Source organism: Streptococcus sanguinis, from assembly GCF_050220005.1.
Lineage (GTDB): Bacteria > Bacillota > Bacilli > Lactobacillales > Streptococcaceae > Streptococcus > Streptococcus sanguinis_Z.
In genome coordinates, this window is the sequence record NZ_CP071413.1 from 1,150,033 (window position 1) to 1,175,830 (window position 25,798).

At 42.3% G+C, this 25,798-nt stretch carries 23 protein-coding genes; 18 read left to right on the plus strand and 5 right to left on the minus strand.

What is annotated here, in order from left to right:
- Positions 1–42 precede the first annotated feature (42 nt).
- The 5 genes from lpdA to J1C86_RS05525 all read left to right on the plus strand — a co-directional run bounded on the left by lpdA (position 43) and on the right by J1C86_RS05525 (position 7,639).
- A complete protein-coding gene (gene lpdA / locus J1C86_RS05505) occupies positions 43–1,383 on the plus strand; it encodes a dihydrolipoyl dehydrogenase (RefSeq protein ID WP_125409031.1) in 1,341 nt (446 codons plus the stop codon).
- Positions 1,384–1,398: 15 nt separating this feature from the next.
- The gene (locus J1C86_RS05510; RefSeq protein ID WP_125407230.1) at positions 1,399–2,472 is read left to right on the plus strand and encodes a thiamine pyrophosphate-dependent dehydrogenase E1 component subunit alpha; all 1,074 of its coding nucleotides are present in this window, start codon (positions 1,399–1,401) and stop codon (positions 2,470–2,472) included.
- Between the two features lie 18 nt (positions 2,473–2,490).
- A complete protein-coding gene (locus J1C86_RS05515; protein WP_125407227.1) occupies positions 2,491–3,522 on the plus strand; it encodes an alpha-ketoacid dehydrogenase subunit beta in 1,032 nt (343 codons plus the stop codon).
- A gap of 13 nt (positions 3,523–3,535) precedes the next feature.
- Complete coding sequence (locus J1C86_RS05520) at positions 3,536–4,795, plus strand: dihydrolipoamide acetyltransferase family protein (protein WP_125407224.1); 1,260 nt, start codon at positions 3,536–3,538, stop codon at positions 4,793–4,795.
- A 243-nt stretch (positions 4,796–5,038) separates the two neighbouring features.
- Positions 5,039–7,639 carry a PRD domain-containing protein gene (locus J1C86_RS05525; protein WP_125407221.1) on the plus strand — a complete coding sequence of 867 codons (2,601 nt, stop codon included), beginning with the start codon at positions 5,039–5,041 and terminating at the stop codon, positions 7,637–7,639.
- 111 nt (positions 7,640–7,750) lie between these two features.
- On the opposite strand, the gene J1C86_RS05530 is transcribed toward J1C86_RS05525, so the two are convergent.
- The 3 genes from J1C86_RS05530 to J1C86_RS05540 all read right to left on the minus strand — a co-directional run bounded on the left by J1C86_RS05530 (position 7,751) and on the right by J1C86_RS05540 (position 11,733).
- Positions 7,751–9,136, minus strand: coding sequence for an MATE family efflux transporter (locus J1C86_RS05530; protein ID WP_185755779.1), 1,386 nt, complete (start codon positions 9,134–9,136; stop codon positions 7,751–7,753).
- Between the two features lie 115 nt (positions 9,137–9,251).
- Positions 9,252–11,213 carry a family 20 glycosylhydrolase gene (locus J1C86_RS05535; RefSeq protein ID WP_125407215.1) on the minus strand — a complete coding sequence of 654 codons (1,962 nt, stop codon included), beginning with the start codon at positions 11,211–11,213 and terminating at the stop codon, positions 9,252–9,254.
- An 82-nt stretch (positions 11,214–11,295) separates the two neighbouring features.
- Positions 11,296–11,733 (minus strand): DUF3284 domain-containing protein, encoded by a 438-nt coding sequence (locus tag J1C86_RS05540; RefSeq protein ID WP_125407212.1) that lies wholly within the window; start codon positions 11,731–11,733, stop codon positions 11,296–11,298.
- Between the two features lie 371 nt (positions 11,734–12,104).
- Here J1C86_RS05540 and J1C86_RS05545 point away from each other — a divergent pair, with 371 nt between their 5' ends.
- Genes J1C86_RS05545 through J1C86_RS05560 form a run of 4 tightly spaced genes read left to right on the plus strand, consistent with a single transcriptional unit; the run spans position 12,105 to position 15,448 of the window.
- Positions 12,105–12,437: a PTS lactose/cellobiose transporter subunit IIA gene (locus J1C86_RS05545; RefSeq protein ID WP_002895529.1), complete on the plus strand. Its 333-nt coding sequence runs from the start codon at positions 12,105–12,107 to the stop codon at positions 12,435–12,437.
- On the plus strand, positions 12,434–12,724 hold the full coding sequence (locus J1C86_RS05550) for a PTS sugar transporter subunit IIB (protein WP_002897591.1): 291 nt from the start codon (positions 12,434–12,436) through the stop codon (positions 12,722–12,724). The genes J1C86_RS05545 and J1C86_RS05550 overlap by 4 nt, the downstream gene beginning before the upstream one ends.
- 13 nt (positions 12,725–12,737) lie before the next feature.
- Positions 12,738–14,045: a PTS sugar transporter subunit IIC gene (locus J1C86_RS05555; RefSeq protein WP_002909757.1), complete on the plus strand. Its 1,308-nt coding sequence runs from the start codon at positions 12,738–12,740 to the stop codon at positions 14,043–14,045.
- Positions 14,042–15,448: a glycoside hydrolase family 1 protein gene (locus tag J1C86_RS05560; RefSeq protein ID WP_125407209.1), complete on the plus strand. Its 1,407-nt coding sequence runs from the start codon at positions 14,042–14,044 to the stop codon at positions 15,446–15,448. The genes J1C86_RS05555 and J1C86_RS05560 overlap by 4 nt, the downstream gene beginning before the upstream one ends.
- Positions 15,449–15,495: 47 nt before the next feature.
- Here J1C86_RS05560 and J1C86_RS05565 read toward each other — a convergent pair whose 3' ends face one another.
- Positions 15,496–15,696, minus strand: a complete 201-nt coding sequence (locus tag J1C86_RS05565; RefSeq protein WP_223310287.1) for a 4-oxalocrotonate tautomerase — start codon at positions 15,694–15,696, stop codon at positions 15,496–15,498.
- A gap of 105 nt (positions 15,697–15,801) precedes the next feature.
- Here J1C86_RS05565 and J1C86_RS05570 point away from each other — a divergent pair, with 105 nt between their 5' ends.
- The 9 genes from J1C86_RS05570 to J1C86_RS05610 all read left to right on the plus strand — a co-directional run bounded on the left by J1C86_RS05570 (position 15,802) and on the right by J1C86_RS05610 (position 24,015).
- Entirely contained in the window at positions 15,802–16,374 is a 573-nt protein-coding gene (locus J1C86_RS05570; protein WP_002906591.1) for a thymidine kinase, read from the plus strand.
- Positions 16,375–16,409: 35 nt separating this feature from the next.
- Positions 16,410–17,489: a peptide chain release factor 1 gene (prfA, locus tag J1C86_RS05575; protein ID WP_125407206.1), complete on the plus strand. Its 1,080-nt coding sequence runs from the start codon at positions 16,410–16,412 to the stop codon at positions 17,487–17,489.
- A complete protein-coding gene (gene prmC / locus J1C86_RS05580; protein WP_125407202.1) occupies positions 17,489–18,319 on the plus strand; it encodes a peptide chain release factor N(5)-glutamine methyltransferase in 831 nt (276 codons plus the stop codon). The genes prfA and prmC overlap by 1 nt, the downstream gene beginning before the upstream one ends.
- The gene (locus tag J1C86_RS05585; RefSeq protein WP_002897582.1) at positions 18,312–18,902 is read left to right on the plus strand and encodes an L-threonylcarbamoyladenylate synthase; all 591 of its coding nucleotides are present in this window, start codon (positions 18,312–18,314) and stop codon (positions 18,900–18,902) included. Before prmC ends, J1C86_RS05585 begins: the two co-directional genes overlap by 8 nt.
- A gap of 46 nt (positions 18,903–18,948) precedes the next feature.
- Complete coding sequence (glyA, locus tag J1C86_RS05590; RefSeq protein WP_125407199.1) at positions 18,949–20,211, plus strand: serine hydroxymethyltransferase; 1,263 nt, start codon at positions 18,949–18,951, stop codon at positions 20,209–20,211.
- 1 nt (position 20,212) lies between these two features.
- Positions 20,213–21,187: a nucleoid-associated protein gene (locus J1C86_RS05595; protein ID WP_125407196.1), complete on the plus strand. Its 975-nt coding sequence runs from the start codon at positions 20,213–20,215 to the stop codon at positions 21,185–21,187.
- The gene (locus J1C86_RS05600) at positions 21,187–21,789 is read left to right on the plus strand and encodes a lysozyme family protein (protein WP_002924716.1); all 603 of its coding nucleotides are present in this window, start codon (positions 21,187–21,189) and stop codon (positions 21,787–21,789) included. The genes J1C86_RS05595 and J1C86_RS05600 overlap by 1 nt, the downstream gene beginning before the upstream one ends.
- Before the next feature lie 115 nt (positions 21,790–21,904).
- Positions 21,905–22,759 carry an alpha/beta hydrolase gene (locus J1C86_RS05605; RefSeq protein ID WP_125407193.1) on the plus strand — a complete coding sequence of 285 codons (855 nt, stop codon included), beginning with the start codon at positions 21,905–21,907 and terminating at the stop codon, positions 22,757–22,759.
- A 275-nt stretch (positions 22,760–23,034) separates the two neighbouring features.
- Positions 23,035–24,015: a DUF1002 domain-containing protein gene (locus J1C86_RS05610; protein WP_125407190.1), complete on the plus strand. Its 981-nt coding sequence runs from the start codon at positions 23,035–23,037 to the stop codon at positions 24,013–24,015.
- A gap of 32 nt (positions 24,016–24,047) precedes the next feature.
- On the opposite strand, the gene guaA is transcribed toward J1C86_RS05610, so the two are convergent.
- Entirely contained in the window at positions 24,048–25,610 is a 1,563-nt protein-coding gene (gene guaA / locus J1C86_RS05615) for a glutamine-hydrolyzing GMP synthase (protein WP_125408880.1), read from the minus strand.
- Positions 25,611–25,798 lie beyond the last annotated feature (188 nt).

Consider the following 25,798-nt stretch of genomic DNA (forward strand, 5'->3'; position numbering starts at 1 on the left):
ATTGTTGGAGCACCCTTTGCATTTTATGAAAGGAGGCCTGTTTTGTCTGTTTATGATGTTTTGATTATCGGTGCTGGACCGGGTGGTTATGTGGCTGCTGAAAAAGCAGCTCGTTTAGGTAAGAAAGTCGCCGTAGTAGAAAAGAAGTCTATCGGCGGAACCTGCCTGAATGTAGGATGTATACCGTCTAAGGCCTATCTCCAGCACGGTCATTGGTTGCTGACAATGGAGGAAGCTAGGCGTTATGGCATTGAGAGCAAGCTTGAAAGGATTGATTTTGAGAAATTGGTAGACCGAAAGAATCAGGTTATTGCCAGTTTGCAATCTGGAATTCATGCTAGCTTTAAGTCTTTAGGTATTGAATATATCCAAGGGCAGGCCAAGTTTGTCAAAGACCGAACTTTCTCCGTCAATGGTAAAGAAATCAGTGGCAAAGATGTGATTTTGGCTACTGGCAGTTATCCTTTTGTGCCTCCTATCAAGGGATTGGAACAGATTGATTATCTAACGACGGATACGTTTTTTGACTTGAGGGATCTTCCAGAGAAGTTAGTCATTATCGGAGGTGGCGTTATCGCAATTGAGCTAGCTTTCGCTATGGCTCCTCTAGGTGTTGAGGTCACTGTTATTGAGGTTGCGCCGGAAATTCTTTTGACCGAAGAAGCAGAAGCGCGACGTGTGATTCAAAAGAAACTAAAGAAAATGGGGGTGATGATTTATCAGGGAGCGCAGATAAAGGAAGTAACTGCTAATTCTGTCTTACTTGAGAACGAGCAGGTTGCTTTCGACCATCTTTTAATCGCTACTGGCCGCAAACCAAATCTAGAGCTAGCAAAGGATATGGGATTAGCCTTGACAGAACGGAATTTTGTCAAGGTAGATCAATACTACGAAACATCCAAAGAGCATGTTTATGCTATCGGTGATCTCTTGGAATCTTATATGCTGGCTCACGTTGCTAGTGCAGAAGGGATAAAAGCTGTGAGAGCTATCTGCCGGAGAGGTGAAGAAGCAGTTGATCCGCTCGGTGTTCCCCGCTCGCTCTATACCAGTCCTGAAGTGGCTTCTTTTGGTCTCAGCAAGGAAGAGGCTGAGCAGGCGGGCTATGATGTTCTGGTCCAACAGCTGCCTTTCTCTTATAATGGGCGGGCAATTGCTATAGGTGAGACAGAGGGCTATGTCAAGCTAATCTCAGAAAAGAAATATCATCTTCTACTAGGTGCAGTCATCGTTGGTCCGAACGGTACAGATCTTCTGCAGAATTTGATTTTGCTGAGGCAGGCTGAAGCAACGCTGGATCAAGTTCTTGAAACAGTTTTTGCCCATCCTACCACATCAGAACTAATACAAGAGGTCGCTAAAAGACTCGTTCAGGACGATTAATGAGGAGGTAAAAATATGTCAAATTATAAAAATTTACCACAACAATTGAGCAAAACAAGAAACCAAAGTGCTGTATCAGAGCTAGTAGATTTAAAAGTCTATGATGCTACTGAAGTTGAAGTAGAGCAGGTTTCCAAAGAAAAAGTCAAGACCATGTATAAAACCATGTGGGATATCCGTAATTTTGAGGAAAATACTCGGCGTTTCTTTGCTGCAGGACAGATTCCTGGTTTTGTTCACCTTTATGCTGGAGAGGAAGCGATTGCTACCGGCGTCTGTGCCAATCTGACAGACAAGGACTATATTACCAGTACTCACCGGGGACACGGTCACTGTGTTGCTAAGGGCGGAGATTTAAAGGGAATGATGGCAGAAATTTTTGGCAAGGAGACTGGACTTGGAAAAGGAAAAGGCGGATCTATGCACATCGCCGATTTGGACAAGGGGATTCTCGGTGCCAATGGTATGGTTGGTGGAGGCTTTGGTCTAGCAACTGGTGCTGCTATGCGCAACAAGTACTTGAAAACCGACAGTGTAGCTGTCTGCTTCTTCGGTGACGGTGCAGCCAATGAAGGAAATTTCCACGAATGTCTCAATATGGCATCAATTTGGAAACTGCCGGTTATCTTTGTCAATGAAAACAACCTCTTTGCAGAATCGACACCGCAATGGTATTCTTCTGCGTCTGGCACCATTGCTGAGAGAGCGGCTGCTTATAATATGCCCGGCGTTCGGGTTAATGGTAAGGATTTATTCGCTGTCTACCAAGTAGCTAAGGAAGCTGTAGAGCGGGCTCGTAGAGGTGAAGGACCTACCTTGATTGAAGCTGTAACATATCGCGATCATGGTCACTTTGAAGGGGATGAGCAGAAGTATAAGGCTTTGGAAGGTGAAGAAAAAGACTGGGCTGATGTGGATGCTCTAGATGTCTTCCGTGACTACGCTATCGAGCATGGCCTCTTGACTGAAGAGGAACTTGATGCCATATTAGAGGAGTCTCGAAAGGATGTGGAAGAAGCTATTAAATTTGCTCAAGACAGTCCAATTCCTCGTTCCGAGTCTCTGCTGGAAGATGTATTTGCTGATTGATAGAAGGAGGTTGATCAAATGGCTAGACAACTGTTATTTATGAAAGCAATCAATGAAGCGCTGGATCAGGCAATGGCAAAAGATGACACCGTAATCCTTCTGGGAGAAGATATTGCTGGCGGTGTAACAGTCAAGCACTTGGAAGAAGAAAACGAAGATGCTTGGGGCGGCGTAATGGGTGTAACCAAGGGACTCATGCCAAAATACGGACGAGAGCGAGTGATTGATACTCCAATTTCTGAGCACGGATACGTGTCAGCTTCTGTTGGAATGGCTCTGACTGGCTTGCGGCCAGTACCGGAGCTGATGTTCAATGACTTTATCGGTTTCTGCTTTGATGCCATTCTGGGGCAAGGCTCAAAAATGCGCTATATGTTTGGCGGTAAGGCTAAGGTTCCGATGACAATGCGGACCATGCATGGGGCAGGAGCTTCGGCTGCAGCTCAACACTCGGGTTCATATTACGGTCTCTTTGGATCTATTCCTGGTATCAAGGTAGTTGTTCCAGCAACTCCGTATGATGCTAAAGGGTTACTGCTGGCTTCCATTGAAGACGACAATATCGTGATTTATTCAGAAGATAAGACTCTCTATGGTATCAAGGGAGAGGTACCAGAAGAATATTATACAGTTCCAATTGGAAAGGCTGCTGTCCGCCGTGAGGGAACAGACCTCACTATCGTTACTATAGGTAAAATGCTTTACGTCGCTTATGAGGTGGCGGATCGCTTGGAAAAAGATGGTATTTCGGTTGAAGTCATTGACTTGAGAACGGTAGCTCCTTGGGATGAGGAGACTGTCTTTGAATCAGTTAAGAAAACTGGACGGTTGATTATCGTTGATGAATCCAACCCTCACAATAACACCGCGACGGATATTGCAGCAGCTGTGACAGACAAATGCTTTGACTATCTAGACGGCCCAGTGAAATGCGTCTGCGCGCCAAATGTGCCGGTACCATTTGCGGTGAATTTGGAACAGCTCTATATCCCTAATGCTGATAAGGTTCTGACTGTTGCTGCAGAATTGATTGACGATCTGAAGAGATAGAAGGGAGGCAAGTATGGCTACAGAAATTGTAATGCCTAAGCTAGGCTTAACAATGACCGAAGGTCTGATAAATAACTGGCTGGTCAAGGAAGGCGACACCGTAGCTGCTGGTCAGCCTGTCTTGGAAATCAGTTCTGAAAAATTGACCAGCGATGTAGAGGCGCCAAGCGCAGGAGTGATTTTAAAAATTATCAGTCAGGCGGGCGATACTGTCCCGTGCAAGAAAGTAATTGCATGGATTGGTGAAGCAGGAGAATCTATTCCAGGTATGGAGACGGAAGAAGTTTCTGCGAATAAATCAGAAAGTGAGCAAGAAGCCGCTGATGCAGGGGTTGGACTAGCAGAAAAAACTGCGACAGCAAGTTCCAACTCTGTCGGAAACAGTGAACATGGACGTATTTTCATCACTCCTCTTGCCCGCAAGATTGCTAAGGAAAAAGGATATGATATTTCCTTGATTTCAGGAACGGGAGGCAATGGCCGTATTACCCGACGAGATGTGGAAAATTATAAACCAGAGGCGCTTCCAAACCAAACACCTGAAAATAGCTCTGCGATCCTTCAGCCAACTAGTCAGGCTGACTACGGTGCAGGATTGACAGGTATGCGTAAGACTATTGCAGAGCGGATGATGACCAGTCTGCAAGCATCTGCTCAGGTCACCTTGCACCGTAAGGTGGATATTAGTCAGCTGATGACCTTTAGACAGGATATGAAGGATAAGGTGGCTTCTCCACTAGAAAACGGAGAAATCAGCATCACGACTCTGCTGACAAAGGCAGTTGCCAAGGCGTTGAAAGATCACCCTCAACTCAACGCTTGGTATTTCAATGGTCAGTATCAGGAAGTAGAAGATATTCATATCGGTATTGCGACGGCGCTGAGTGATGGTCTGGTGGTGCCGGTTATCCGACACGTGGATAAGCTAACGCTGGCTGACTTGGGCTTAGCTATCAAAACAGAGGCCACCCAAGCTCGTAAAGGCACTTTAGATCCAGCTCTTTACTCAGGTTCAACCTTCAGTATTACCAATCTCGGGGCAGCAGGGGTTGAATATTTCACTCCTATCCTAAATACTCCAGAAGTGGCCATTTTAGGAGTTGGTGCCCTGCAAACGGCGCTGGCTCTTGACAGCCAAGGACAGGTCTATGAGCAGAAATTCCTGCCGCTCAGCCTGACTTTTGACCATCAAGTCGTAGATGGTCAGCCTGCAGCGGAATTCTTAGCCAGTTTAGCGGACAAGTTGGAATCTCCTTACGACTTGGTTTTCTGATAAAAGAATGAATAAAGAATTTCATTCCTGAATGATAAAGAAAAAGGCCAGCTGTTTATATCACTCATTAACAGTTGGCTTTTATGTATTCTATCATTCTCTTGCTTCAAATTTATAATGGTTAGATAAGGAAATGACAGGATGATAGGGAGTAAGTTCTAAGGCTCTAAGTAGGTGAATCAAGCTGCAGTATAAGATAAATTGAATGACGATAATGGGAGAAAAATATCAGTGAGGTAGAATATGAAGGTTGCCAAAACACTAGTCTTAGAATATCTAGAGCAAGAATTACTAAAGAATAATAAGCAAGGCCTTGAAACAAAAGTGATTGCTGCTGCTTTAGGAATGCAACGCTCAAATGTGAGTACCATTTTGAATCAATTGGTAAAAGAAGGAATGCTTGTTAAAGGAAATACAAGGCCAGTTCAATATAAGTTAATAGAGGTATTTGTAGAAAATCCTTTGGATTTTCCAAGCATTATAGGTGAAAATGGCACTTTGCGAACAGCCATCCAGTTAGCACAAGCAGCTATTCTATACCCAAATTATGCCCTTCCAGTTCTCATTTTATCCGAGGTCGGTGCTGGTAGAACTCACTTCGTTAATAAAATGATGGAGTTTGCCATTCAAAATCAAGCGATTAGTAAATCTCAGTTGTTTGAAAAAATTAACTGCTTAGACTATATTGATGTTCTGGATGATTTGCTGAAGTTGTTATTTGGCTCAGAGGGGACGAAGTCTGTATTTGAGAAAGTGGCAGAAGGAATTTTATTTATAGATAACATACAGGTTCTATCTTCGGCGGATCAAAATAGATTGATTTCCTGGCTGAATCACAGAGAAGGAGAACAAAAGAGACGTCAGAAGAAAGGTTTGGTAATTATCGGAAGCAGCGCTAAGCTATCTGAACATTTATCCAATAAACTTCCTGTTGTAATCCAGCTGCCTTCTTATCCGAATCGACCGATTAGTGAAAAGCTAGAGTTACTAAATTACTTTTTAGCTATCGAATCAAAGAATTCTGCGCATGATATTCAAGTACCGCGTGATGTCATTCATTCCTTCATCCTATCAGCGAATATTAGCAATATAAAAGAATTAGAATATGCAGTTCGAACTGCTTGTGCCAATGCTTTTGTAAGAAGTCTGAGGTCGGAGCTAAAAGATTTAACACTTAGTAATGACGATTTGCCCATTCCTTATCAAGGAATTCGGCATTTAAGTAGTCATAATGTAGTTAAAATCGATAAATTGATTGGCAAACGTAAGGTGCTGATTTATGATAAGGAGTTGGGATTGCTGGATTTTCCAGAGCAAGAGTCGGATGATTTATATAACAAAATTAAATCAGAATATTCTCAGTTATCAGAAAGAGGCATTGAGCAGGATGATGTTTTTGAGGCAGTGAGAAATTATATTCAAAGCTATATTGAATACAAACCTTTTGTTAAGAAAGAAGATGAGTTGGAAAATCTTAATCAGCTTGAGACGATTGTTTCTGCTGAAGTGATCCAGTTGGTACAAGCCTTTGTTCTATCTGTTCAAAAAGAACTCAATATAGAGCTTAATTCGACAGCATATTACGGCATCAGTCTTCATGTCAATGCGATGATCAAGCAGAAAGGCTCGTTAAACCGGCAGTTGGATAATGATGCTATTGTGAAAGTGATTCGGGATTATCCAATAGAGTATGCACAATGTTCTAAATTTGCCAGGCAACTAGAAACAAGATTTCAACTGGCTGTTCCAATAGATGAAATCGTCATCCTAACCATGTTTATTATTGAATCCGAAAAGAAACAAGATAGTCTACGACCTATCTTGCTCTACGTTCTGCATGGTAAAGGGGTTGCCAAGTCCTTGGCTGAGTCAACCAAGATGCTGACTAAAAATAGCCAAGTGTATGGCTTTGATATTCTATTAGAAGAATCTCTAGAGGAAAGCTATCGAAAATTAAAAGAGCAAATTGAGGGGCTAGACCAAGGTTTAGGTGTCATCGTTCTCTATGATATGGGATCGATTAAAGAAATGCTGGATAAAATTCGAGAAGAAACTCTGATTAAGATCAGAGAATTTGAAATTCCCATTACTATGATTGGCATGGGGATTGCACGGCGTTGTTTGATAGAAAATGATATTGACAGTGTCTTTCACGCTTTTCATATGGAAATGAATCAGCTGTATAAAAATAGGGACCAGGAAAAAATCATCATTACACTCTGTTATACTAGCGAGGGCGGTTCTCTTCAGCTAAAGCACTATCTTGATCAGTATTCAAAGTTAGGTTACCGTGTCATTGCTTTGTCAGTTGCCAATAAGGAGATGTTGATTGAGGAAGTGATGGCTTTAAGAAAGACCTATCAAGTCCATGCTTTTGTTGGAACTTTCGACCCTCAAATTATGGGCATCCCTTTCATTTCCATTAAAGATGTCTTTGAGCAGCCCAAGGAGCACCTAGATAAATTATTGATGTTTGTACCAAACTCTGTCAATAGCTACGATTATGAGAAAGTTTACCAATTTTTAGAAGAGCAATTTGTCTATACTTCCTTAGCTAAGATTAAAAAGATTCTTCCTGCTATTTTAGATGAATTTGATTTTTATTATCAGCTGATAGAGGAGCAATCAATAGGCTTGTTTGTTCATATTGCGTGTCTGGTGGAGCGAACCCTTTCAGGAGAATGCTTGAAGAAGAGCAGTAAAGAAATTGCTGGTGTTATCGAAAAATTCCCTGATGACTATAAGCACGTGAGGAAAATCATCCGAACGGTGGAGCGAAACTTTAAGATTCTTATAGATGACGCAGAGGTCAGTGTTTTAATTCAGATGCTGCGCAAATTATAAAATTGTAAGTTGAAGTCGCAAGCCAATAAAAAAGCACCTAACTCTCATTACCGTTTTAGTCGGAATTTACATTTCCGATTTCTGTGGTAATGTTGTGATTTAGATGCTTTTTTACATGCGCTCGTGCACAAGATTATGCAGCCATTTTCCTGAGAAAACACGAGGGATTCCCCAGATTGGCTTGAGAATATCTTCTCCATTTATCACAAGAAAGATTAGCCAAATGGGAGCCTGCAGGCTAACCAAGGCATAGCCAAGTGGAATGCTGAAGAGCCAGACAGGTAAAATATCTAGCAGGCAGGCATAGTTGGTATCGCCTCCGCTACGTAAAATCCCAACGATTAAAACAACACTAAAAGCTTTTGGGATAAACAACATGGCATTTAACTGAATCATCAAGATGGTTAGCTGCTCTGTCTGATTGCTTAAGTTGTAGAGTTTCAGGGCTAAGGGCATGGCCCAGATGAGTAGGATGCTGACGATGAGACCGATGAGAGGTAATAGAAGTAAGAAGCGCTTGGCATCTTGTAAGGCTTTTTCTACTTGATTCTCTCCGATGGTATTGCCTAGCATAACAGCTACGGCATTTCCCGCACCACGTACAAAGACAAATCCAATTTGGGCAATGGCGCTAGCAATCTGGGTGGAGGCCACCACTTCAGTACCTAATAGTCCGATAATAGCCAAGCCAATTGATGTTCCAAGAGACCAAGCGCCTTCATTAAAGACGACTGGTAAGGTTTTTTTCAAAAATTGATAAACGAAGTCTTTGTGGAAAGCAAAGAGTTCAGCTATGCTAGCGGCTCCAGCCATCCTTGTTCGATAGACACCAAAGACTAACCAGCAAAGCTCCAGCAATCGAGCAATAAAAGTAGCAATAGCAGCCCCAACCAGTCCAAGTTTAGGAAATCCAATCAGCCCAAAGATAAGGACGGCATTGCCAATGATATTGGTCGCCATGGATAGGAGACTAGCAAGAGTTGGTAAGAAAACTTCATTACTGCACCGACACATAGTAGCCAGAGAAGTTGTAATAGCTGTCATCAGGTAGGTCCAGGAGACGATAGATAAGTACTGGGCGCCCAACTGAATAGCTTCGTTATCATGGATATAAAAGCCAATTAGTTGCTTGGGAAAAAGTAAAGCGACTAAAGTAAAGGAAGCGGAGATGAGCCCGCTCAGCATATAGACTAATCCCAAGGTTTTTCTCATATCCGCAATTCGCTGGGCTCCCCAGTATTGGGCCATGAAGACAGAAGCTCCGCTACCGATACCAAACTGTACAATAGTCAAGAGAAAGAAAATCTGGTTGGCAGCACCAGCAGCTGCGATTTGTTTTTCCCCTAGCTGTCCAATCATGACAACATCAGCTAGATTGACAGCGCTAGCCAGTAGAAATTGAAGAGAAAACGGTAGGCTGAGACGTAAGAATTTTTTCAGAAATGTTTTCTTTTCACTCACTCTCCCACCTCCTTTCGTTTCAAATAGGATAAGCAATCAGTATGTCTAGTAATCTGATATCTAGAAAGTTTCTGCTTTTTTTGAATTGGATGACTCTGATTCCTCATAAACTTCGTTCTTTCTACCTGATAGCTTGAACTAAGCCTCAAGTTTAGTGATAATAGGCAATTTGATCAACAAAAATTTGACAATCTTTGTCAGCTTCTGTTTGAACTTCTACATTCTTCAATTCCTTTTCAGGATAAGGGTTTTGAATAGGAAATGCGAAGAAAGTTTGTTGCTCTTTTTGATAAGGTTTGGTGCTAAGCGAAACTTCAAATAATTGCTCATCTACCTTATAGATGGGTTCACCAGGTAGAGGGTTGGTATTGGTAGTCCGATCCCATTCAACACTTGTTTTGCCAATGTTTTCTCCAAAGATAATTGGAACAGCAACCTCTGTCTGATCGGTATAGGTTAGAAGGATATTGCCGATTTGATAGGTTTCCATTTCGGGGAAGACACCGTCCACAAACCATTGGTATTCCACAAAATAGTCAGTAGCATAGCCGATTTCAATCCAGCTGGGATGCGCCAGTGCTTCAAGACTGCGCGTGTGATTTTGCAGGTCAGGATAGTGGTAATGGAAGAGATAAGATAAGGTTTTATCACGGATAGTCGCATAGTCTTCATCACGATAGTCATGATTCCAAAACATCTCGTAAGCATAGGCCAAGCCGAAGAAAATGACATTTCTCTGCAGGATTACCTCATTTAAGGTGCTCCAGTTGGAGATGATAGCTCCCTTGCTGCCCTTCTTCAAGTGCTCAGCCCAATGTGGAAAGAGGTAGCCTTCAAAATTACCATAACGGATGCTAAAGCCTTCTTCTAAAACTTCATCTTCCAGTTTTTCATCCAAACTCCAGAGCCAATGGAGAATTTCGACATCTTTGGGAATCTGGTGAATGGCCTGCCAGGTTGCCGGCATAATGCCAACTTTTGTGCCTGTATCTTTTTTGAACTGGGGAGTGTACATGATGATTTCTGCTCCACCAAAAGGCCCTGCATCAGGAACGATAGCGTTTTTCAGTAACTTGTCTCCCCAAATCATGGTTCGGATATTTTTCTGCTTGAGGTGATCATAAATCTTGATAATGTCCTCTGCAAAGATATCAGCTCCAGCCTTCCCTTTGCAACGCTCACACATGGCAATTGAATAGTATTCATCATGCCCGATATTGATGACTTCAGGTTCAAAGACCTCAATGATTTCATCCAGAACATCAAATAGGAGTTCATAAGAGGCAGGATTTGATGGGCAGTAAGTATCCGGATAAGGATCTTCAGGGATTTCTGCGATTTCTGGGTGACCAAGCATCAAATAATCGCAGTGACCGAGGGATGGCACTTCAGGAATCACTTCAAAAAATCGTTCCTTGCAGTAGAGGACCAGATCTTTCACATCATTTTGACTTAGAAACTCCCCGTCACCATTTTCCATGTGAATGGCATTCTTGTACCAAGGGAAGGTATAGTCTTGGATTTCTTTGGTCTTGCCAGAGTATTCAGCCATATCAGCACAATATTTAATCCACTCTTGATTAATTTCAGGGTGTTTTTTATATTCCATAGCACCACCGATTTCAATCATAATCGTATTGTACTTGAAAAAAGCAAGCATATCCACAAATTGCTTGAAGAAATCCATATTCTTACGAGACGGTAAAAAGACCTTGAGGCCACGTTCGGAACAGACAGGTTCGTCGTAGGCCAAGCCATAAGGCAAGTAGCCATCCTGTAACATTTGAATAATTGAAATTGCCCCATAAAATAAGCCGCGTTGGGACAAAGCATAAACGAAAATGCCGTCTTCAGTAATCTTTACGATGTGCGCTTCGGGATTGGATGGATAGGGAAGTGAAAAGGACTGCATGACCTCTTGACCAACTTCTCGGGAAATCCCTTCTATGAAATGAATGGCATGGAAAGCTAGTTGTCTATCATTTCTTGCTATTGGATGAGCCCGTAAAGTGTCGGTCAAAATAGGCAGAGGGCTGAATATTTGAGTTTCTTTAGTGAAATAGCGACCGCTGTTTTCTTGTTTCCAATATTGAGGTGTGATACCTTGTTTCATAATCTACTCCTTGAACTATCTGAATATCTGCGAGTCATAAAAAATCTGGGCGCAGAAAAGAAGGTATGGATCGGATTTGTTTTTACTGAGTTTTCGCTTTTCTAGCCTTCTCGATTTCGCCTTGAATCTTATAAAGATTTTCCGAAAGACGACCGAAGTAGAGTAGCTCTCCCATCCACTTGATGATCTTGCTTTTTGAATTTTTTGTCAATTTATTTTGTTCTTGTTCTAGCGTAACCTCCAGCCCTTTTGAGCAAGGCTTGGTCTTGTAGGAAGTAATCGTTTTTTCACTATGGGACGAGATTTGAATGACGTAGGTTTCATGGCGACGATAGTCCAGAATCTCATAATCAGTCTTAGTATAGACATTGTCTGACAATTTTGAGTAACGAAGTCCTTTCTTTAACCTATCTATCTTTTTTGTTTGATTGTCAGCTTGATTGATTTGATTCAGAAACTCGCTTTCCAAGAAGTCATAAAATTCGTTTGAAGTGACTTGGAGTTCTCTAATAATCTTCATAAATTAAGTATATAATAAGCCCTTGTGGAAAGTAACCCCTTTAGGGAAATGAGACGGTTTTTAGCGCTTTTTTATACTCTTTAGCTTTGTGTTATACATTATCATAAAAAACGATTATTTTTTATACACTAATTTTACGATAGGTTCTAAAATATATTAAGGGAACAATTTAAAAATAGCGAGTGCCAGCAGTAAAGCACGCAAGAAACGATTGCTGTAATTTTTTTATAACAAATTGAGTATGAATGGCATTTGAAAATGGATACACTAAGCTAGAAAACTGTATATCAAGAAAATCTAAGCGCTTTTGACAGTAGAATAGAGCTATAGTAAACTGTGGGTAAGAAGTCAACTGGAAAGGAGGAGCTTGTATGGAAGAATGGAATAGTTCAGCAGAGATTATTGCCATGTCCTTAATTGCTAATTCTGGTGCAGCCCGATCCTTAGCTTTTGAAGCACTTAAAAAAGCAAAACTAGCAGAATTCGATGCAGCTAAGGAATTAATGGATGAGGCAAATAGTGTTATTTTAAAGGCCCATCATTCCCAAACAGATTTATTGCAGGAAGAGGCACAAGGAAACGGTCATCAGTTGAGTATACTGCTTGTTCATGCGCAAGACCATTTTATGACCAGTCTTTTGGCCATTGACCTTATCACTGAGATGATTGAGCTGTATTCCAATCGAGAAGGAGAAAGACAATGAAAATCTTATTAATATGTGCGGCTGGTATGTCCACGAGTATCCTGATGAAAAAAATGGAGCAATATGCAAATGACCAAGGTATTGACCTCGATATCAAAGCGGTCGGATTGATGGACTATCAAGATTATGCTCAGGATTATGATGTGATTTTATTAGGCCCTCAGGTCTCTTATAAACTTGATTCGGTCAAAGAGACAGTATCAAAACCTGTTGCCACCATTCCAGCCATGGATTATGCAATGGGAGATTGTAAGAATATCTTTCAATTAATTAAAGGAATATCTTAAGGAGGTTTTTCTGATGGAAAAATTCTTTAACAGTAAATTTATGACTAAACTTCAGGAAATTGGTTATAAACTGGCCAACAATGTGTTTATACAGTCTTTACAAGCTGGATTAGGATCTCTCTTGGGATTGATTACCGTGGGTTCCTTATTTCAAGTCTTAGCTGCGATTGGAAATGAAACAGCTCTAGGTTGGTTCAAAACAGGGGATGCAGTGTATAATACATTGACCTTGCCTTTCCGTTATTCAATGGATTTTATTTCTATCTGGGTTGCTATCTTCTTTGCTTATCATTATGCTAAGAATTTGAAATTGAAATCCCCTATTATGGCAGCTGTTGATACAGCAGTTACTTTCATGCTTGTGGCAGGAGCTTTTGTTGATACTGAAGAATTCTCCGGCCTGCAATTAGACTACCTTGGCTCACAAGGTATGTTTATCAGCTTCTTTATTGTCTTTGTCGTCGTACAGATTGAAAAATTCTGTTATGAAAAAGATATTAAAATAAAGATGCCCGATGTTGTGCCGCAGTTCCTGCAAGATAGTTTCGGCTCTATTCTGCCAGTATTCTTCTCCATCACTCTCTTCCTCTTGCTGAATGTTGGAATTGGAGCCTTGACAGCAGGAGCTTATAATGTTCCGTCTGGTTTTATGGCTCTCTTGCGTGCACCGCTTGGCGCTGTATCATCTGTTCCAGGTATTGTGATGCTTTGTATGTTAGCGCTGATTCTTTGGTGCTTCGGTATTCATGGTACCCTCATCATTATTCCAATCATTTCTCCGCTTGGGATTCAAGCGGCAACAACTAATGCTGCTCTTCATGCGAACGGTCAGCCAATGCAATTCTTCCCAGTCTTGCTTTATACTTCTATGGCCTTGGTTGGTGGTACAGGGAATACCTGGGCCCTGGTCTTGATGGGCTTACGATCAAAATCTAAACAAATCAGTGCCGTATCAAAGATTTCACTCATTCCTGGGTGGTTTGGTATCAACGAGCCAGTAACATTTGGTATGCCAATTATGTTCAACCCAATTCTTTGTATCCCTTATGTACTCAATGTGCCTATTATGATGATTTTGACTTATTTTGCTTACAAAACAGGCTTTATCATTCCAGCTTGGATTGTTGTCAGCGCTCAGTTGCCAATGGGCTTTAGTAACTATCTGACCACCCTTCGTTGGCAAAACTTTGTTTGGGACTATATCTTGATTTTACCAGCTATGTTAATCTACTATCCATTCTTCAAAAAATACGAAGAGCAATTAGTTAAGCAAGAAGCTGAAATGGAAGCTCTAGAAGCCAAAGGAGGTGCAGCAGCTTGATTGATGTAACAAAATTTTCTAGAGACTTCCTCTGGGGATCGGCTTCAGCAGCCTATCAAGTTGAAGGAGCTTGGGATGAAGATGGTAAAAGTCTGTCTATCTGGGACACCTTTGTCCGCCAGCCTAATAGGACCTTTAAAAACACGACAGGCGATGTGGCAGTGGACCATTATCATCACTATAAAGAAGATGTTAAACTGATGGCCGAAATGGGTCTGAAAGCTTATCGATTTTCTATTGCCTGGACCCGTATTTTACCTGAGGGACGAGGAGAGGTTAACCAGAAAGGGATTGAGTTTTATTCAAATCTGATTGATGAACTTCTCAAATATAATATCGAACCCATTATCACAATCTATCACTGGGATTTGCCTCAAGTACTGCAAGATGAGTATGGAGGCTGGGAATCCAGAAAGATAATCAATGATTTCCTGTATTATGTAGAGGTTCTCTTTGAAAACTTTGGAGATCGAGTAAAGTATTGGATAGGACTTAACGAGCAAAATGTCTTTGTTGGACTCGGCTACAGAGATGGCTATTTCCCACCAGGGATTAAAGACATCAAGCGAATGCATCAAGTCAATCACATTGTCAACTTAGCTAATGCGACGATTATCAAACGATTCCATGATTTAAAAATAAAAGGTCAAATCGGTCCAAGCTTTGCTTTTCCTGTCCTCTATGCTCTGGATAATCAGCCAGAAAATGTTCTAGCCATGGAGAAATCTTTGGATGTCAATGTTTGGTACTGGATGGATGCTTATTTATTGGGACGTTATCCAAGGACAGCTCTAGCATATTTGAGAAATCAATTCGGTATAGAATTAGATATCCGAGAAGGAGATTTAGATATTTTAAAAGCAGGCCGTCCAGATTTCGTAGGCGTTAACTATTACCAATCCCATACTTTTTCTGCTAATGTACCGAATGCTGAAGCTGGAGAGCCAGACCAGTTTAAGCATGTGCCAAACGAACACTTAGAGCGTACTAGCTGGGAGTGGGAAATAGATCCAATTGGTTTGCGAATTGCTTTACGGCGGATTACCAGTAGATATGACATCCCGATTATGATAACTGAAAATGGACTAGGAGAGTATGATACCTTAACGGAAGATAGAAAGATACATGACCCATATCGGATTGAATATCTTGATAAGCATATTACAGCTGTACAAGACGCCATAGAAGATGGTTGCCAAGTCATCGGCTATTGTACATGGTCTTTCACAGATTTACTTTCATGGCTCAACGGCTATGGCAAGCGTTATGGATTTGTTTATGTAGACCGTGATGAGGAAGAAGGTGGTAGTCTAGAGCGGATTCGAAAAGATAGTTTTTATTGGTATCAAAAATTAATTAAAGAATTTGAGAATAAAAGAGATAACAGTAGGAGTCATTCATAGAAAAAAGCCAGCAGTTTATATCTTCACAAACTGCTGGCTTGTCTCTTTTATTTTTCCCGCATTTGACCTTGTGGGAAGTAGGTTCCTTCTGGCATGTCGTTAATAATGACATGGACAGCAGACTGAGGTGCGCCTGTATTTCTGACAACAGCTTCAGTTACTTCCTTGGCAAGAGCTTTTTTCTGCTCCAGAGTACGTCCTTCAAACAAATCAATTCTAACAAATGGCATATTTTCTGCCTCCTTTATTTCGTTATTATTATTTTATCACAAATGAGGTTTTAAAGAGTAGTGAATTATGGTAAAATAATGTGAAGTAAAAATGGAGATAATGAATTAGCAAAGATTTAAATTATGGCTCAGTTATACTACAAATATGGCACGATGAATTCGGGCAAGACCATTGAAATTTTAAAAGTGGCCCACAATTACGAAGAACAAGGCAAGAGCGTAGTCATCATGACCTCAGCTGTTGATACCCGTGACGGTTTTGGCGTTGTTTCTAGTCGCATCGGCATGAAACGAAATGCCGTAGCTATTGAAGAACAGACGGATATTTTTGGCTATATCCAGCAGCTGCCTGAAAAGCCTTATTGCGTTTTGATTGATGAGGCTCAGTTCTTGAAACGCCATCATGTCTATGATTTGGCTAGAGTGGTGGATGAGCTGGATGTTCCAGTTATGGCTTTTGGTCTGAAGAACGATTTTCGCAATGAACTTTTTGAGGGTTCTAAGCACCTCTTGCTCTTGGCTGACAAGATTGAGGAGATTAAAACGATTTGTCAATATTGCTCTCGTAAGGCTACCATGGTTTTACGGACTGATAACGGAAAGCCTGTTTATGATGGTGAGCAGATCAAAATTGGCGGCCACGAGACCTATATCTCAGTCTGCCGCAAGCACTATTTTAACCCCGATATTAAGTAATCCAACGATAGAAAAAAGGAGATGATGAAAAATCTATGAACATCTATGAACAGTTACAAGCGGTTGAAGATCGCTACGAAGAGCTTGGTGAACTCCTAAGTGACCCTGATGTGGTCAGCGATACCAAGCGTTTTATGGAGCTTTCTAAGGAAGAAGCCAGCACCCGAGATACGGTGACGGCATACCGCGAGTATAAAAAAGTCCTGCAAAACATCACAGACGCCGAAGATATGATTAAAGACGCCTCTGGTGATGCAGACTTGGAGGAAATGGCCAAGCAGGAGCTTAAGGATGCCAAGGCTGAAAAAGAAGAATACGAGGAAAAACTAAAAATCCTCCTTTTGCCTAAGGATCCAAATGACGATAAGAATATCATTTTGGAAATCCGCGGGGCTGCAGGAGGAGACGAAGCGCAGTTGTTTGCAGGAGACCTCTTGCAGATGTATCAAAAATATGCTGAAAGCCAAGGCTGGCGCTTCGAAGTCATGGAGGCTTCTTATAATGGTGTAGGCGGGATCAAGGAAGTAGTCGCTATGGTTTCGGGTCAGTCGGTCTACTCAAAGCTTAAGTATGAATCAGGTGCTCACCGCGTACAGCGGGTTCCTGTAACCGAAAGCCAAGGTCGCGTTCATACTTCCACAGCAACTGTCTTGGTTATGCCAGAAATCGAAGAAGTAGAATACGACATTGATCCTAAAGATCTTCGTATTGACATCTACCATGCATCTGGTGCTGGCGGACAGAACGTCAATAAGGTTGCAACTGCTGTTCGTATCGTCCATCTGCCTACCAATATCAAGGTTGAAATGCAGGAAGAGCGTACTCAGCAGAAGAACCGGGATAAGGCTATGAAAATCATCCGAGCTCGTGTAGCAGACCACTTTGCTCAAATAGCTCAAGATGAGCAGGATGCAGAGCGCAAGTCCACAATTGGTACAGGTGATCGCTCAGAGCGGATTCGCACCTATAATTTTCCGCAAAATCGAGTGACAGATCACCGTATCGGCTTGACCTTGCAAAAGCTGGACACGATTTTAGCTGGCAAACTGGATGAAGTCGTTGACGCTCTGGTTCTCTATGACCAAACGCAAAAACTAGAAGAGCTGAATAAATAATGACATTGGCTCAATATTTGGCGGAGCTAGAGCAGGAGCTGCTAGTAGCGGGAGAAGAAGCAGAAAGCCTGTCTTTCGTTTATCGGGTTCTCAATGAGCTCTCCTTTACCGACTTTGTTCTCAAACTTCGGACAGAAGTCAGCCAGGAAGATAGTGACCAGCTAAAAGCGATTCAAGAGCAGCTGCTTGCTCACAAGCCAGCTCAGTATATCATTGGCAGCAGTGACTTTCACGGCCTGACTCTCAAGGTTGATGAGCGAGTTCTGATTCCAAGGCCTGAGACGGAGGAGCTGGTGGAGCTGATTTTGTCGGAAAATCCTGAAAGTTCTCTGTCTGTCTTGGATATCGGAACGGGTAGCGGAGCCATTGCTCTGGCACTAGCAAATAGCCGTCCAGACTGGCAGATTACTGCTTCTGATCTCTCTGGCGATGCTCTTGCCTTGGCAGCAGAAAACGCTCAGTCCTGCGAACTTAACCTTGCTTTTGTCCAATCCGATTGCTTGGATTCGATTCAAGGAAAATTTGACATTATCGTCTCCAACCCGCCCTATATTTCAGAAGCAGATAAAGACGAAGTTGGACTCAATGTTTTGACCTCAGAGCCTCACATGGCCCTCTTTGCTGAGGAAGATGGCTATGCCGTCTATCGGAAAATAGCCGAGCAAGCAGGAGACTATCTGACAAAAAAAGGAAAAATCTATCTGGAAATTGGTTACAAGCAAGGAGATGGCATCAAGGAGTTGCTGGAAAAAAACTTCCCTCAAAAACGAATCCGAGTCCTGAAAGATCAATTTGGCAAAGATAGAATGGTGGCGATGGACAATGGATAAGATAGAAAAGACTCTGGTAGCAGGTGGAGCGGTTGTCCTGCCGACAGAAACTGTTTATGGCCTCTTTGCTCAGGCTTTAAATGAAGAGGCAGTTGAGCGAGTCTACGAATTAAAACGAAGACCTCGTGACAAGGCTCTTAATCTCAATGTGGCTAGCATAGAAGAGATTTATGCTTTTTCTAAGAACCAGCCCAGTTATCTGAAGCAACTCTATCAAGCCTTTCTGCCTGGGCCGCTGACTATTATCCTCCAAGCCAATGACCGAGTGCCGACTTGGATCAACTCAGGTATGGAAACTGTGGGCTTCCGGATTCCTAAGCATCCGGTTACGCTTGACTTGATTCGCAAGTACGGTCCCTTGATTGGTCCATCCGCCAATCTTTCTGGAAAAGCTAGTGGAACTTCTTTCCAGCAGATTATGATGGATTTTCAAGAAGAGATCTCAGGTGTAGAAGATGATGCATCTTTGACAGGTCAGGATTCAACTATTCTGGACTTGTCTGGAGAAAAGGCACTCATTTTACGCCAAGGGGCAATCACGCGCGAGGATATTCTCGCCCAAGTAAATGATATAAATTTTTAACTTTAGGACCTAAGGTCCTATTTTCGCAAAAGAAGGGAGACACCTTATGATTTTTGACCAAGAAAACTACAAAGCATTTGACCCAGAGATTTGGGAAGCAGTTGCCAAAGAAGAAGAACGTCAGCAGCATAATATTGAGCTGATTGCTTCAGAAAATGTCGTTTCTAAAGCTGTCATGGCCGCTCAAGGTTCTATTTTGACCAATAAATATGCCGAGGGCTACCCAGGTCGCCGTTACTATGGTGGGACAGATGTAGTGGATGTAATTGAAAGTCTAGCGATTGAACGTGCCAAGGAAATCTTTGGTGCTAAGTTTGCCAATGTGCAACCTCACTCAGGCAGCCAGGCTAATTGCGCAGCTTATATGGCTTTGATTGAGCCAGGTGATACAGTTATGGGTATGGATTTGTCTGCAGGTGGTCACTTGACACACGGTGCATCAGTCAGCTTCTCTGGGAAAACCTACAATTTTGTATCTTATAGCGTAGATCCCGAAACAGAATTACTGGACTTTGATGCCATCCTCCTGCAAGCCAAAGAGGTTCAGCCTAAGCTGATTGTGGCGGGAGCTTCAGCTTACTCTCATATTATTGACTTCTCAAAATTCCGTGAAATTGCTGATGCGGTAGGGGCTAAGCTGATGGTAGATATGGCTCACATCGCTGGCTTAGTCGCTGCAGGCCTCCATCCAAGCCCTGTGCCTTATGCGGATATCACAACCACGACGACCCACAAGACCTTGCGCGGACCTCGCGGTGGATTGATTTTGACAAATGATGAAGACCTAGCTAAGAAAATCAACTCAGCTATCTTCCCAGGAATTCAGGGCGGACCATTGGAGCATGTTATTGCAGCCAAAGCAGTTGCCTTTAAAGAAGTACTTGATCCAGCTTTCAAGGTTTATGCTCAGCAGATTTTGGATAATGCCCAAGCCATGGCCCAAGTCTTCCGTCAGCATGACAAGTTCCGTGTGATTTCTGATGGTACTGAAAATCACCTTTTCTTAGTGGATGTCACTAAGGTTGTAGAAAATGGAAAAGTCGCTCAAAATCTCTTGGATGAAGTCAATATTACCCTTAATAAAAACTCCATCCCTTACGAGACTTTGTCACCATTTAAGACTAGCGGCATTCGTATCGGCACAGCAGCTATTGCAGCTCGAGGCTTTGGTGTAACAGAAAGTATCAAGGTAGCCGAGCTTATTATCAAGGCTCTGGAAAACGCTGAAAACGAAGCAGTGCTGAATCAAGTGCGGGCGGAAGTTCGCGAACTAACGGACGCTTTTCCACTCTATGAGGGCTTGAACTAAGATGGATATTTACGTAAAAAAAGCAATTATTCATCAATTCAGCCCAGCTGATACCGAACTGCTGCTGGCGGATAAGTTTCTCAACATTACTCCTAAGATTGAAGAATACCTGCGCAAGAAGATTGAGAGGGTTTATTCTGACGATGCTAAAACAGGTGTTTTCGATCCTGAAAACGTCTTTTTAGCCCAGCTTTCAGACGACCTATTGGAAACATCAGTGACAGTGGCCAAGCTCTGGCAGGAGGACTTTTCTGTCAGTGAAAACCAGAAAACCAACGATCTGATTTTTGTCCAGTTTGACAAAGAAGGTGTGGAGCACTTCGCTTTTCTGCGGATTGCTCTGCGGGAAACCCTAACCCACTTAGGGGGTGAGGTGGACAATCCTATCAAACTGACGCAGAACAATCTGCCTGGCTTTGGTACGGGTGCGGACGAGGCTTTGGTCATCAATCTCAAGTCTCGCAAGTACCATCTGATTGAAAAGCGCATCAAGTATAACGGTGCCTTTCTCAATTATATGTCAGACAATCTCTTGCAGGTCAATCCGACAATCTCAGCCAAGAAATCAATCAAAGCTCTAGAGAAGACAGCTCAGAAGGTTGCCGAAAGTTTTAACAAAGACGATTTCCAGTTCCAGTCCAAGGTCAAATCCAGTATTTTTAAAAATCTGGAAGAAAATGACGAACTGTCGCCTGAAAAGTTGGCCGATGATCTTTTTGACAGCAATCTAACTGCCCGACTTACCTTTATTGACCAAGTCAAGGAAGCTATTCCTGAGCCAGTCAAGTTTGATGAGATTGACAGCAGCCGCCAGAAGAAAAAGTTCGAAAATCAGAAACTCTCCCTTTCAAATGGAATTGAGCTCATAGTTCCCAATAATATCTATCAGGACGCAGAGTCTGTAGAATTTATACAGAACGACAACGGGACCTATTCTATTTTGATTAAGAACATCGAGGATATCCAAAATAAATAATGTTTAAATTTCTAAGAAGACTGATTTTAGTCCTTTTCGTGCTCTTTGCCTGCTACAAGATTTATCAGGTTCATCATGATGTCAAGCAGGTCATGAAGTATCAGAGCTTAGTCAGAGAAGTGCTGGACGAGCAGGATACAGCGGCCAATGAAGAATTGGTACTGGCCATGATTTATACAGAGACCAAGGGAAAAGACACTGATGTCATGCAGTCCAGTGAAAGCGCGACTGGTCAGACCAATGCCATCACGGACAACAAAGAAAGTATTCGCCAGGGCGTCCAGACCCTGTCTGATAACCTAGAGTTAGCCAGCGAGAAAAAGGTAGATGTTTGGACAGCAGTACAAGCCTATAATTTCGGTCAGGCCTATATCGACTACGTCGCTAAAAACGGTGGCGAAAATACGCTGGAGCTGGCTAAGAAATATTCAAAAGATGTGGTGGCGCCAAGCTTAGGGAATGTAACTGGCAAGACCTACGGCTACTATAACCTGATTTCTATTTTCCACGGCCCAGAGCTCTATATCAACGGCGGTAATTATTATTATTCCCGTCAGGTCAAGATGAACATGCACATCATGCGCCTCTTAAAATGGTTTTAGAAAGAAGTAGTTAAGCTTCTTTCTTTTTTTGATGGTAAAGTAATAATCCGGATATTTGTAACCACGATGGATACATGATATAATTTTGTACATCTATCATTAAAAGGAATGAAAAATGAATAAGAAACTTGCTTTTAAGCTCCTGATTCTGGTCTTGGTGACAATTGCCGGTCTAACAGCTTTTTACAACCATAAAGAAGCTACTAGTCTTAATACAAAACAATATGTTCAGTCAACAACGCCGACCTTGTTTTTCCACGGTTTTGGATCCAGCTCTAATGCTGAAAATCATATGACAGAGGCAGCCAAAAAGGCTGGAGTCACTCAGACAATTATCACAGCAAATGTCAGTAAAAACGGTCAAGTAAGCTTATTAGGAGAGATACCGAAAGGTGCTATCAATCCCATTATCATGGTAAACTATGAAGATAACCGCAATACTGACTACGCTCAAGACGGCAAATATGCAGCAGCTGTGATTCGCAAGCTACAAGAAACTTATGGCTTTGATAAGATGAATCTGGTAGGCCATTCGATGGGGAATATGTCTATCCTCTTTTATATGCTGGAGAACGGTCAGGATGAAAAGCTGCCCGAGCTGCATAAGCAGGTCAATATTGCCAACCATGTTAATGGCCTGGAAGGAAGGGACTTGCCTGAAGATTTGAGAATCCTAGACGACCAAACTGGCCAGCCTAGTGCTATGAGTCAGACTTATCAAAAACTACTGGGATTACGAGAAGTATATCCACAAGAGCAGGTAGATGTCCTTAATATCTACGGCGATTTCAAAAATGAATCCGATGGCTCCGTACTCAATACCTCTTCTCGCAGCCTCAAATATCTCCTAGTTGAGAATGCCAAATCTTACCAGGAAAAGAAAATCACAGGTCAGTTGGCTCAGCATAGCCAATTGCATGAGAATCCAGAAGTAGACGAGTTATTAATTGATTTCCTTTGGAAAAAGTAGAAAAGAGCAGTTACTGGCTAGCAAATCCAGCGACTGTTTTTTCTTTGAACTTCTTTGAGAAATGTTGTAAAATGTATCTATTATCTCAAGCCCTCAATGGATGAGATAATAATAACTCCATCATTGCAGCAACTTAACTGAAGCACTCTGAATATCAAAAGGAGCGGGAATCACAAGCTCAAGAAACAGAAATTCGAGTCACTCAGAAAGAAGTTTGCTCTATAAAAAAGCTATAGAATTTGGGAAACTATAGCGGGGGGAAAAGAGGAAAAAATATGAAATTCAAAAAAACTTTAATGACAGCAGGAGCCTTGCTGGCTACTCTGTTTACTGTATCGACCGCAGCTGCCGATTCAAATGTTCAGAAAGTCATTGATGAGACTTACGTGCAGCCAGAGTATGTGCTGGGTTATTCCTTGGATGAAAGCCAAAAACAGCAGACCTTGCAAATGCTAGGCTACAATTCATCCAGCGACAGCAAGCCACTTAAGACCATGACACCGGAAGTCTACTCTAAAATCATGGATGTTGCCAACGACCCTAGTCTGCAGCTTTATTCTTCTGTAAAAATCCAGAAGTTAGGCGGCAACAAGCCATTAGAGGTCAAAATTGTCACTCCGCAAAACATCACTAAGGTTACAGAAGATATGTATCGCAATGCAGCTGTTACTCTGGGTGTTCAGCACGCGCAGATAACCGTTGCGGCACCAATTCCGGTAACAGGTGAGAGCGCCTTGGCAGGGATTTACTACTCTCTAGAAGATAACGGTGCGACCATTCCTCAGGAAAATAAAAACCTAGCGCAGGAAGAACTTGCTGCCCTTTCTGGCATCAATGCTGAAAATACAGGTAAGGAAGGCTATGACGCAGACAAGCTCAATGTAGCCCTAGCTGATATCAAAGCGGCTGTCGCCAATGCTAAGAAGAACAACAGCAATCTGACAGCAGATGATGTCCGTAAGATTGTTGAAGAAACCTTGAAAAACTATGGTCTGACTCAGTCAGTGACCAGTGACCAAATCAACCTCATCGTGAATTTTGCTGTCAATCTTTCAAACAGCGGAGTCATTACAGATTCTGACTTTACAAAGACACTTAGTGACTTGAAAGACAGCATTGTTTCAAAGGCAGGGGATACTTTTAACAATATTAACCTCAACTTTGATGCAAACGGCCTCATTCAAGAAGGCGGTAATTTCTTTTCTAATATCTGGAATGCCATTGTCAACTTCTTTAAAGGATTGTTTGGCGGTTAATTCCAAGACTGTATTAAAATAAGATTTGTTTGTTACTCCCACTCTACAGTTGCAGGTGGTTTGCTGGTGATATCGTAGACGATGCGATTGACATGGTCTACTTCATTAACAATACGAACAGAGATCTTTTGCAGAATATCCCAAGGAATCTTGGCAAAGTCAGCTGTCATACCATCGATAGAAGTGATAGCGCGAATCGCAATTGTGTAGTCGTAAGTCCGGCCGTCACCCATGACACCAACAGATCGGACGCCAGTATTAACAGTAAAGTACTGCCAGATGTCGCGGTCAAGACCAGCTTTGGCGATTTCTTCGCGGAGAATAGCGTCAGATTCGCGGACAGTTTCCAATTTTTCCTCAGTGATTTCTCCCATGACACGAATAGCGAGTCCTGGTCCTGGGAATGGCTGGCGCCAGACAATTTCATCAGGCATACCAAGCTCGGTACCCAAGGCACGCACTTCATCCTTGTAGAGCGTGTTCAGCGGTTCAATCAGCTCAAACTGCATGTCTTCCGGAAGACCGCCAACATTATGGTGAGATTTAATAGTCTGAGCAGTGTCGGTACCGGATTCAATAACGTCTGTATATAGCGTTCCCTGAGCCAAGAATTTTACATCTTTCAGTTTGCTGGCTTCGTCGTCAAAGACATAGACAAACTCATTTCCGATGATTTTACGTTTTTGTTCTGGATCTGAGACACCGGCTAGTTTATCAAGGAAACGTTTAGCCGCGTCAGCCTTGACGATATTCAAACCAAATTTACCGCCCAGCATATCCATGACCTGATCTGCTTCGCCTTTACGCAAAAGACCATGATCCACAAAGATACAGATTAGTTGATCACCGATTGCTTTCTGCAAGAGAACACCGACGACAGAAGAGTCTACACCACCAGAAAGTCCCAACAGCACCTTCTTGTCACAAACAGTTTGGCGGATTTTTTGAATTTCCATGTCAATGAAGTTATCCATAGACCAGTCGCCTTTGGCTCCACAAATATTAAGAGCAAAGTTGCGCAGGATATCATAACCAAACTCTGAATGACGAACCTCAGGGTGGAACTGAATGCCATAGATTTTCTTAGCTGGATTTTCAATGGCTGCAAAAGGACAGTCAGCAGAAGTACCAGTACGGACAAAGTCAGAAGGAATCTCTGTTACTGCATCTCCGTGGCTCATAAGAACTAGCTGACTTTCAGGTGTTCCGTTGAAAAGGCTGGAGTTGGCAGTATGTGACAGAGTTGACTGCCCATATTCTCGATTTCCAGCATGACCAGCAGGGACAACCTTGCCGCCCAGCTTGTGAGTCAACAGCTGCATACCATAGCAGATCCCCAAAATCGGGATGCCCAACTCGAAAATTTCCGGGTCAATATCAAAAGAGCCGTCTTCATATACAGAATTCGGACCGCCGGAAAGGATAATCCCGACAGGCTGGATAGCACGGACTTCGTCAGCGGTAATCTTGTGGCTCTTAAGCTCAGAAAAAACACCGATTTCACGAATGCGGCGTGAAATCAGCTGGTTGTACTGGCTTCCGTAATCAAGCACGATGATCTTTTCGACATCTTGCAATTCAGTTCTAGTAGTCATCTGTTCCCTTTCTTAAAAGAAGTAATCTTTTCCCCTCATTTTATCACAAAAAAGGAATTTTTCCAAGGTAATAAGGAGTAAGAGTGATGAAAAAACGAATATGAGTCTTTATTTGGCTAAACAGCTAGAATCGTGATAAAAGCAAGCATTTGAGAGCTAATACTTATCATTTAGTTTGACATTTGAAG

Bases quoted from the DNA above. Each gene is read 5' to 3' on its own strand.
- J1C86_RS05510 (WP_125407230.1), top strand. From the start codon at position 1,399: ATGTCAAATTATAAAAATTTACCACAACAATTGAGCAAAACAAGAAAC.
- J1C86_RS05515 (WP_125407227.1), top strand. From the start codon at position 2,491: ATGGCTAGACAACTGTTATTTATGAAAGCAATCAATGAAGCGCTGGAT.
- J1C86_RS05520 (WP_125407224.1), top strand. From the start codon at position 3,536: ATGGCTACAGAAATTGTAATGCCTAAGCTAGGCTTAACAATGACCGAA.
- J1C86_RS05525 (WP_125407221.1), top strand. From the start codon at position 5,039: ATGAAGGTTGCCAAAACACTAGTCTTAGAATATCTAGAGCAAGAATTA.
- J1C86_RS05535 (WP_125407215.1), bottom strand. From the start codon at position 11,213: ATGAAACAAGGTATCACACCTCAATATTGGAAACAAGAAAACAGCGGT.
- J1C86_RS05540 (WP_125407212.1), bottom strand. From the start codon at position 11,733: ATGAAGATTATTAGAGAACTCCAAGTCACTTCAAACGAATTTTATGAC.
- J1C86_RS05545 (WP_002895529.1), top strand. From the start codon at position 12,105: ATGGAAGAATGGAATAGTTCAGCAGAGATTATTGCCATGTCCTTAATT.
- J1C86_RS05550 (WP_002897591.1), top strand. From the start codon at position 12,434: ATGAAAATCTTATTAATATGTGCGGCTGGTATGTCCACGAGTATCCTG.
- J1C86_RS05555 (WP_002909757.1), top strand. From the start codon at position 12,738: ATGGAAAAATTCTTTAACAGTAAATTTATGACTAAACTTCAGGAAATT.
- J1C86_RS05570 (WP_002906591.1), top strand. From the start codon at position 15,802: ATGGCTCAGTTATACTACAAATATGGCACGATGAATTCGGGCAAGACC.
- prfA (WP_125407206.1), top strand. From the start codon at position 16,410: ATGAACATCTATGAACAGTTACAAGCGGTTGAAGATCGCTACGAAGAG.
- prmC (WP_125407202.1), top strand. From the start codon at position 17,489: ATGACATTGGCTCAATATTTGGCGGAGCTAGAGCAGGAGCTGCTAGTA.
- J1C86_RS05585 (WP_002897582.1), top strand. From the start codon at position 18,312: ATGGATAAGATAGAAAAGACTCTGGTAGCAGGTGGAGCGGTTGTCCTG.
- glyA (WP_125407199.1), top strand. From the start codon at position 18,949: ATGATTTTTGACCAAGAAAACTACAAAGCATTTGACCCAGAGATTTGG.
- J1C86_RS05595 (WP_125407196.1), top strand. From the start codon at position 20,213: ATGGATATTTACGTAAAAAAAGCAATTATTCATCAATTCAGCCCAGCT.
- J1C86_RS05600 (WP_002924716.1), top strand. From the start codon at position 21,187: ATGTTTAAATTTCTAAGAAGACTGATTTTAGTCCTTTTCGTGCTCTTT.
- J1C86_RS05605 (WP_125407193.1), top strand. From the start codon at position 21,905: ATGAATAAGAAACTTGCTTTTAAGCTCCTGATTCTGGTCTTGGTGACA.
- J1C86_RS05610 (WP_125407190.1), top strand. From the start codon at position 23,035: ATGAAATTCAAAAAAACTTTAATGACAGCAGGAGCCTTGCTGGCTACT.
- guaA (WP_125408880.1), bottom strand. From the start codon at position 25,610: ATGACTACTAGAACTGAATTGCAAGATGTCGAAAAGATCATCGTGCTT.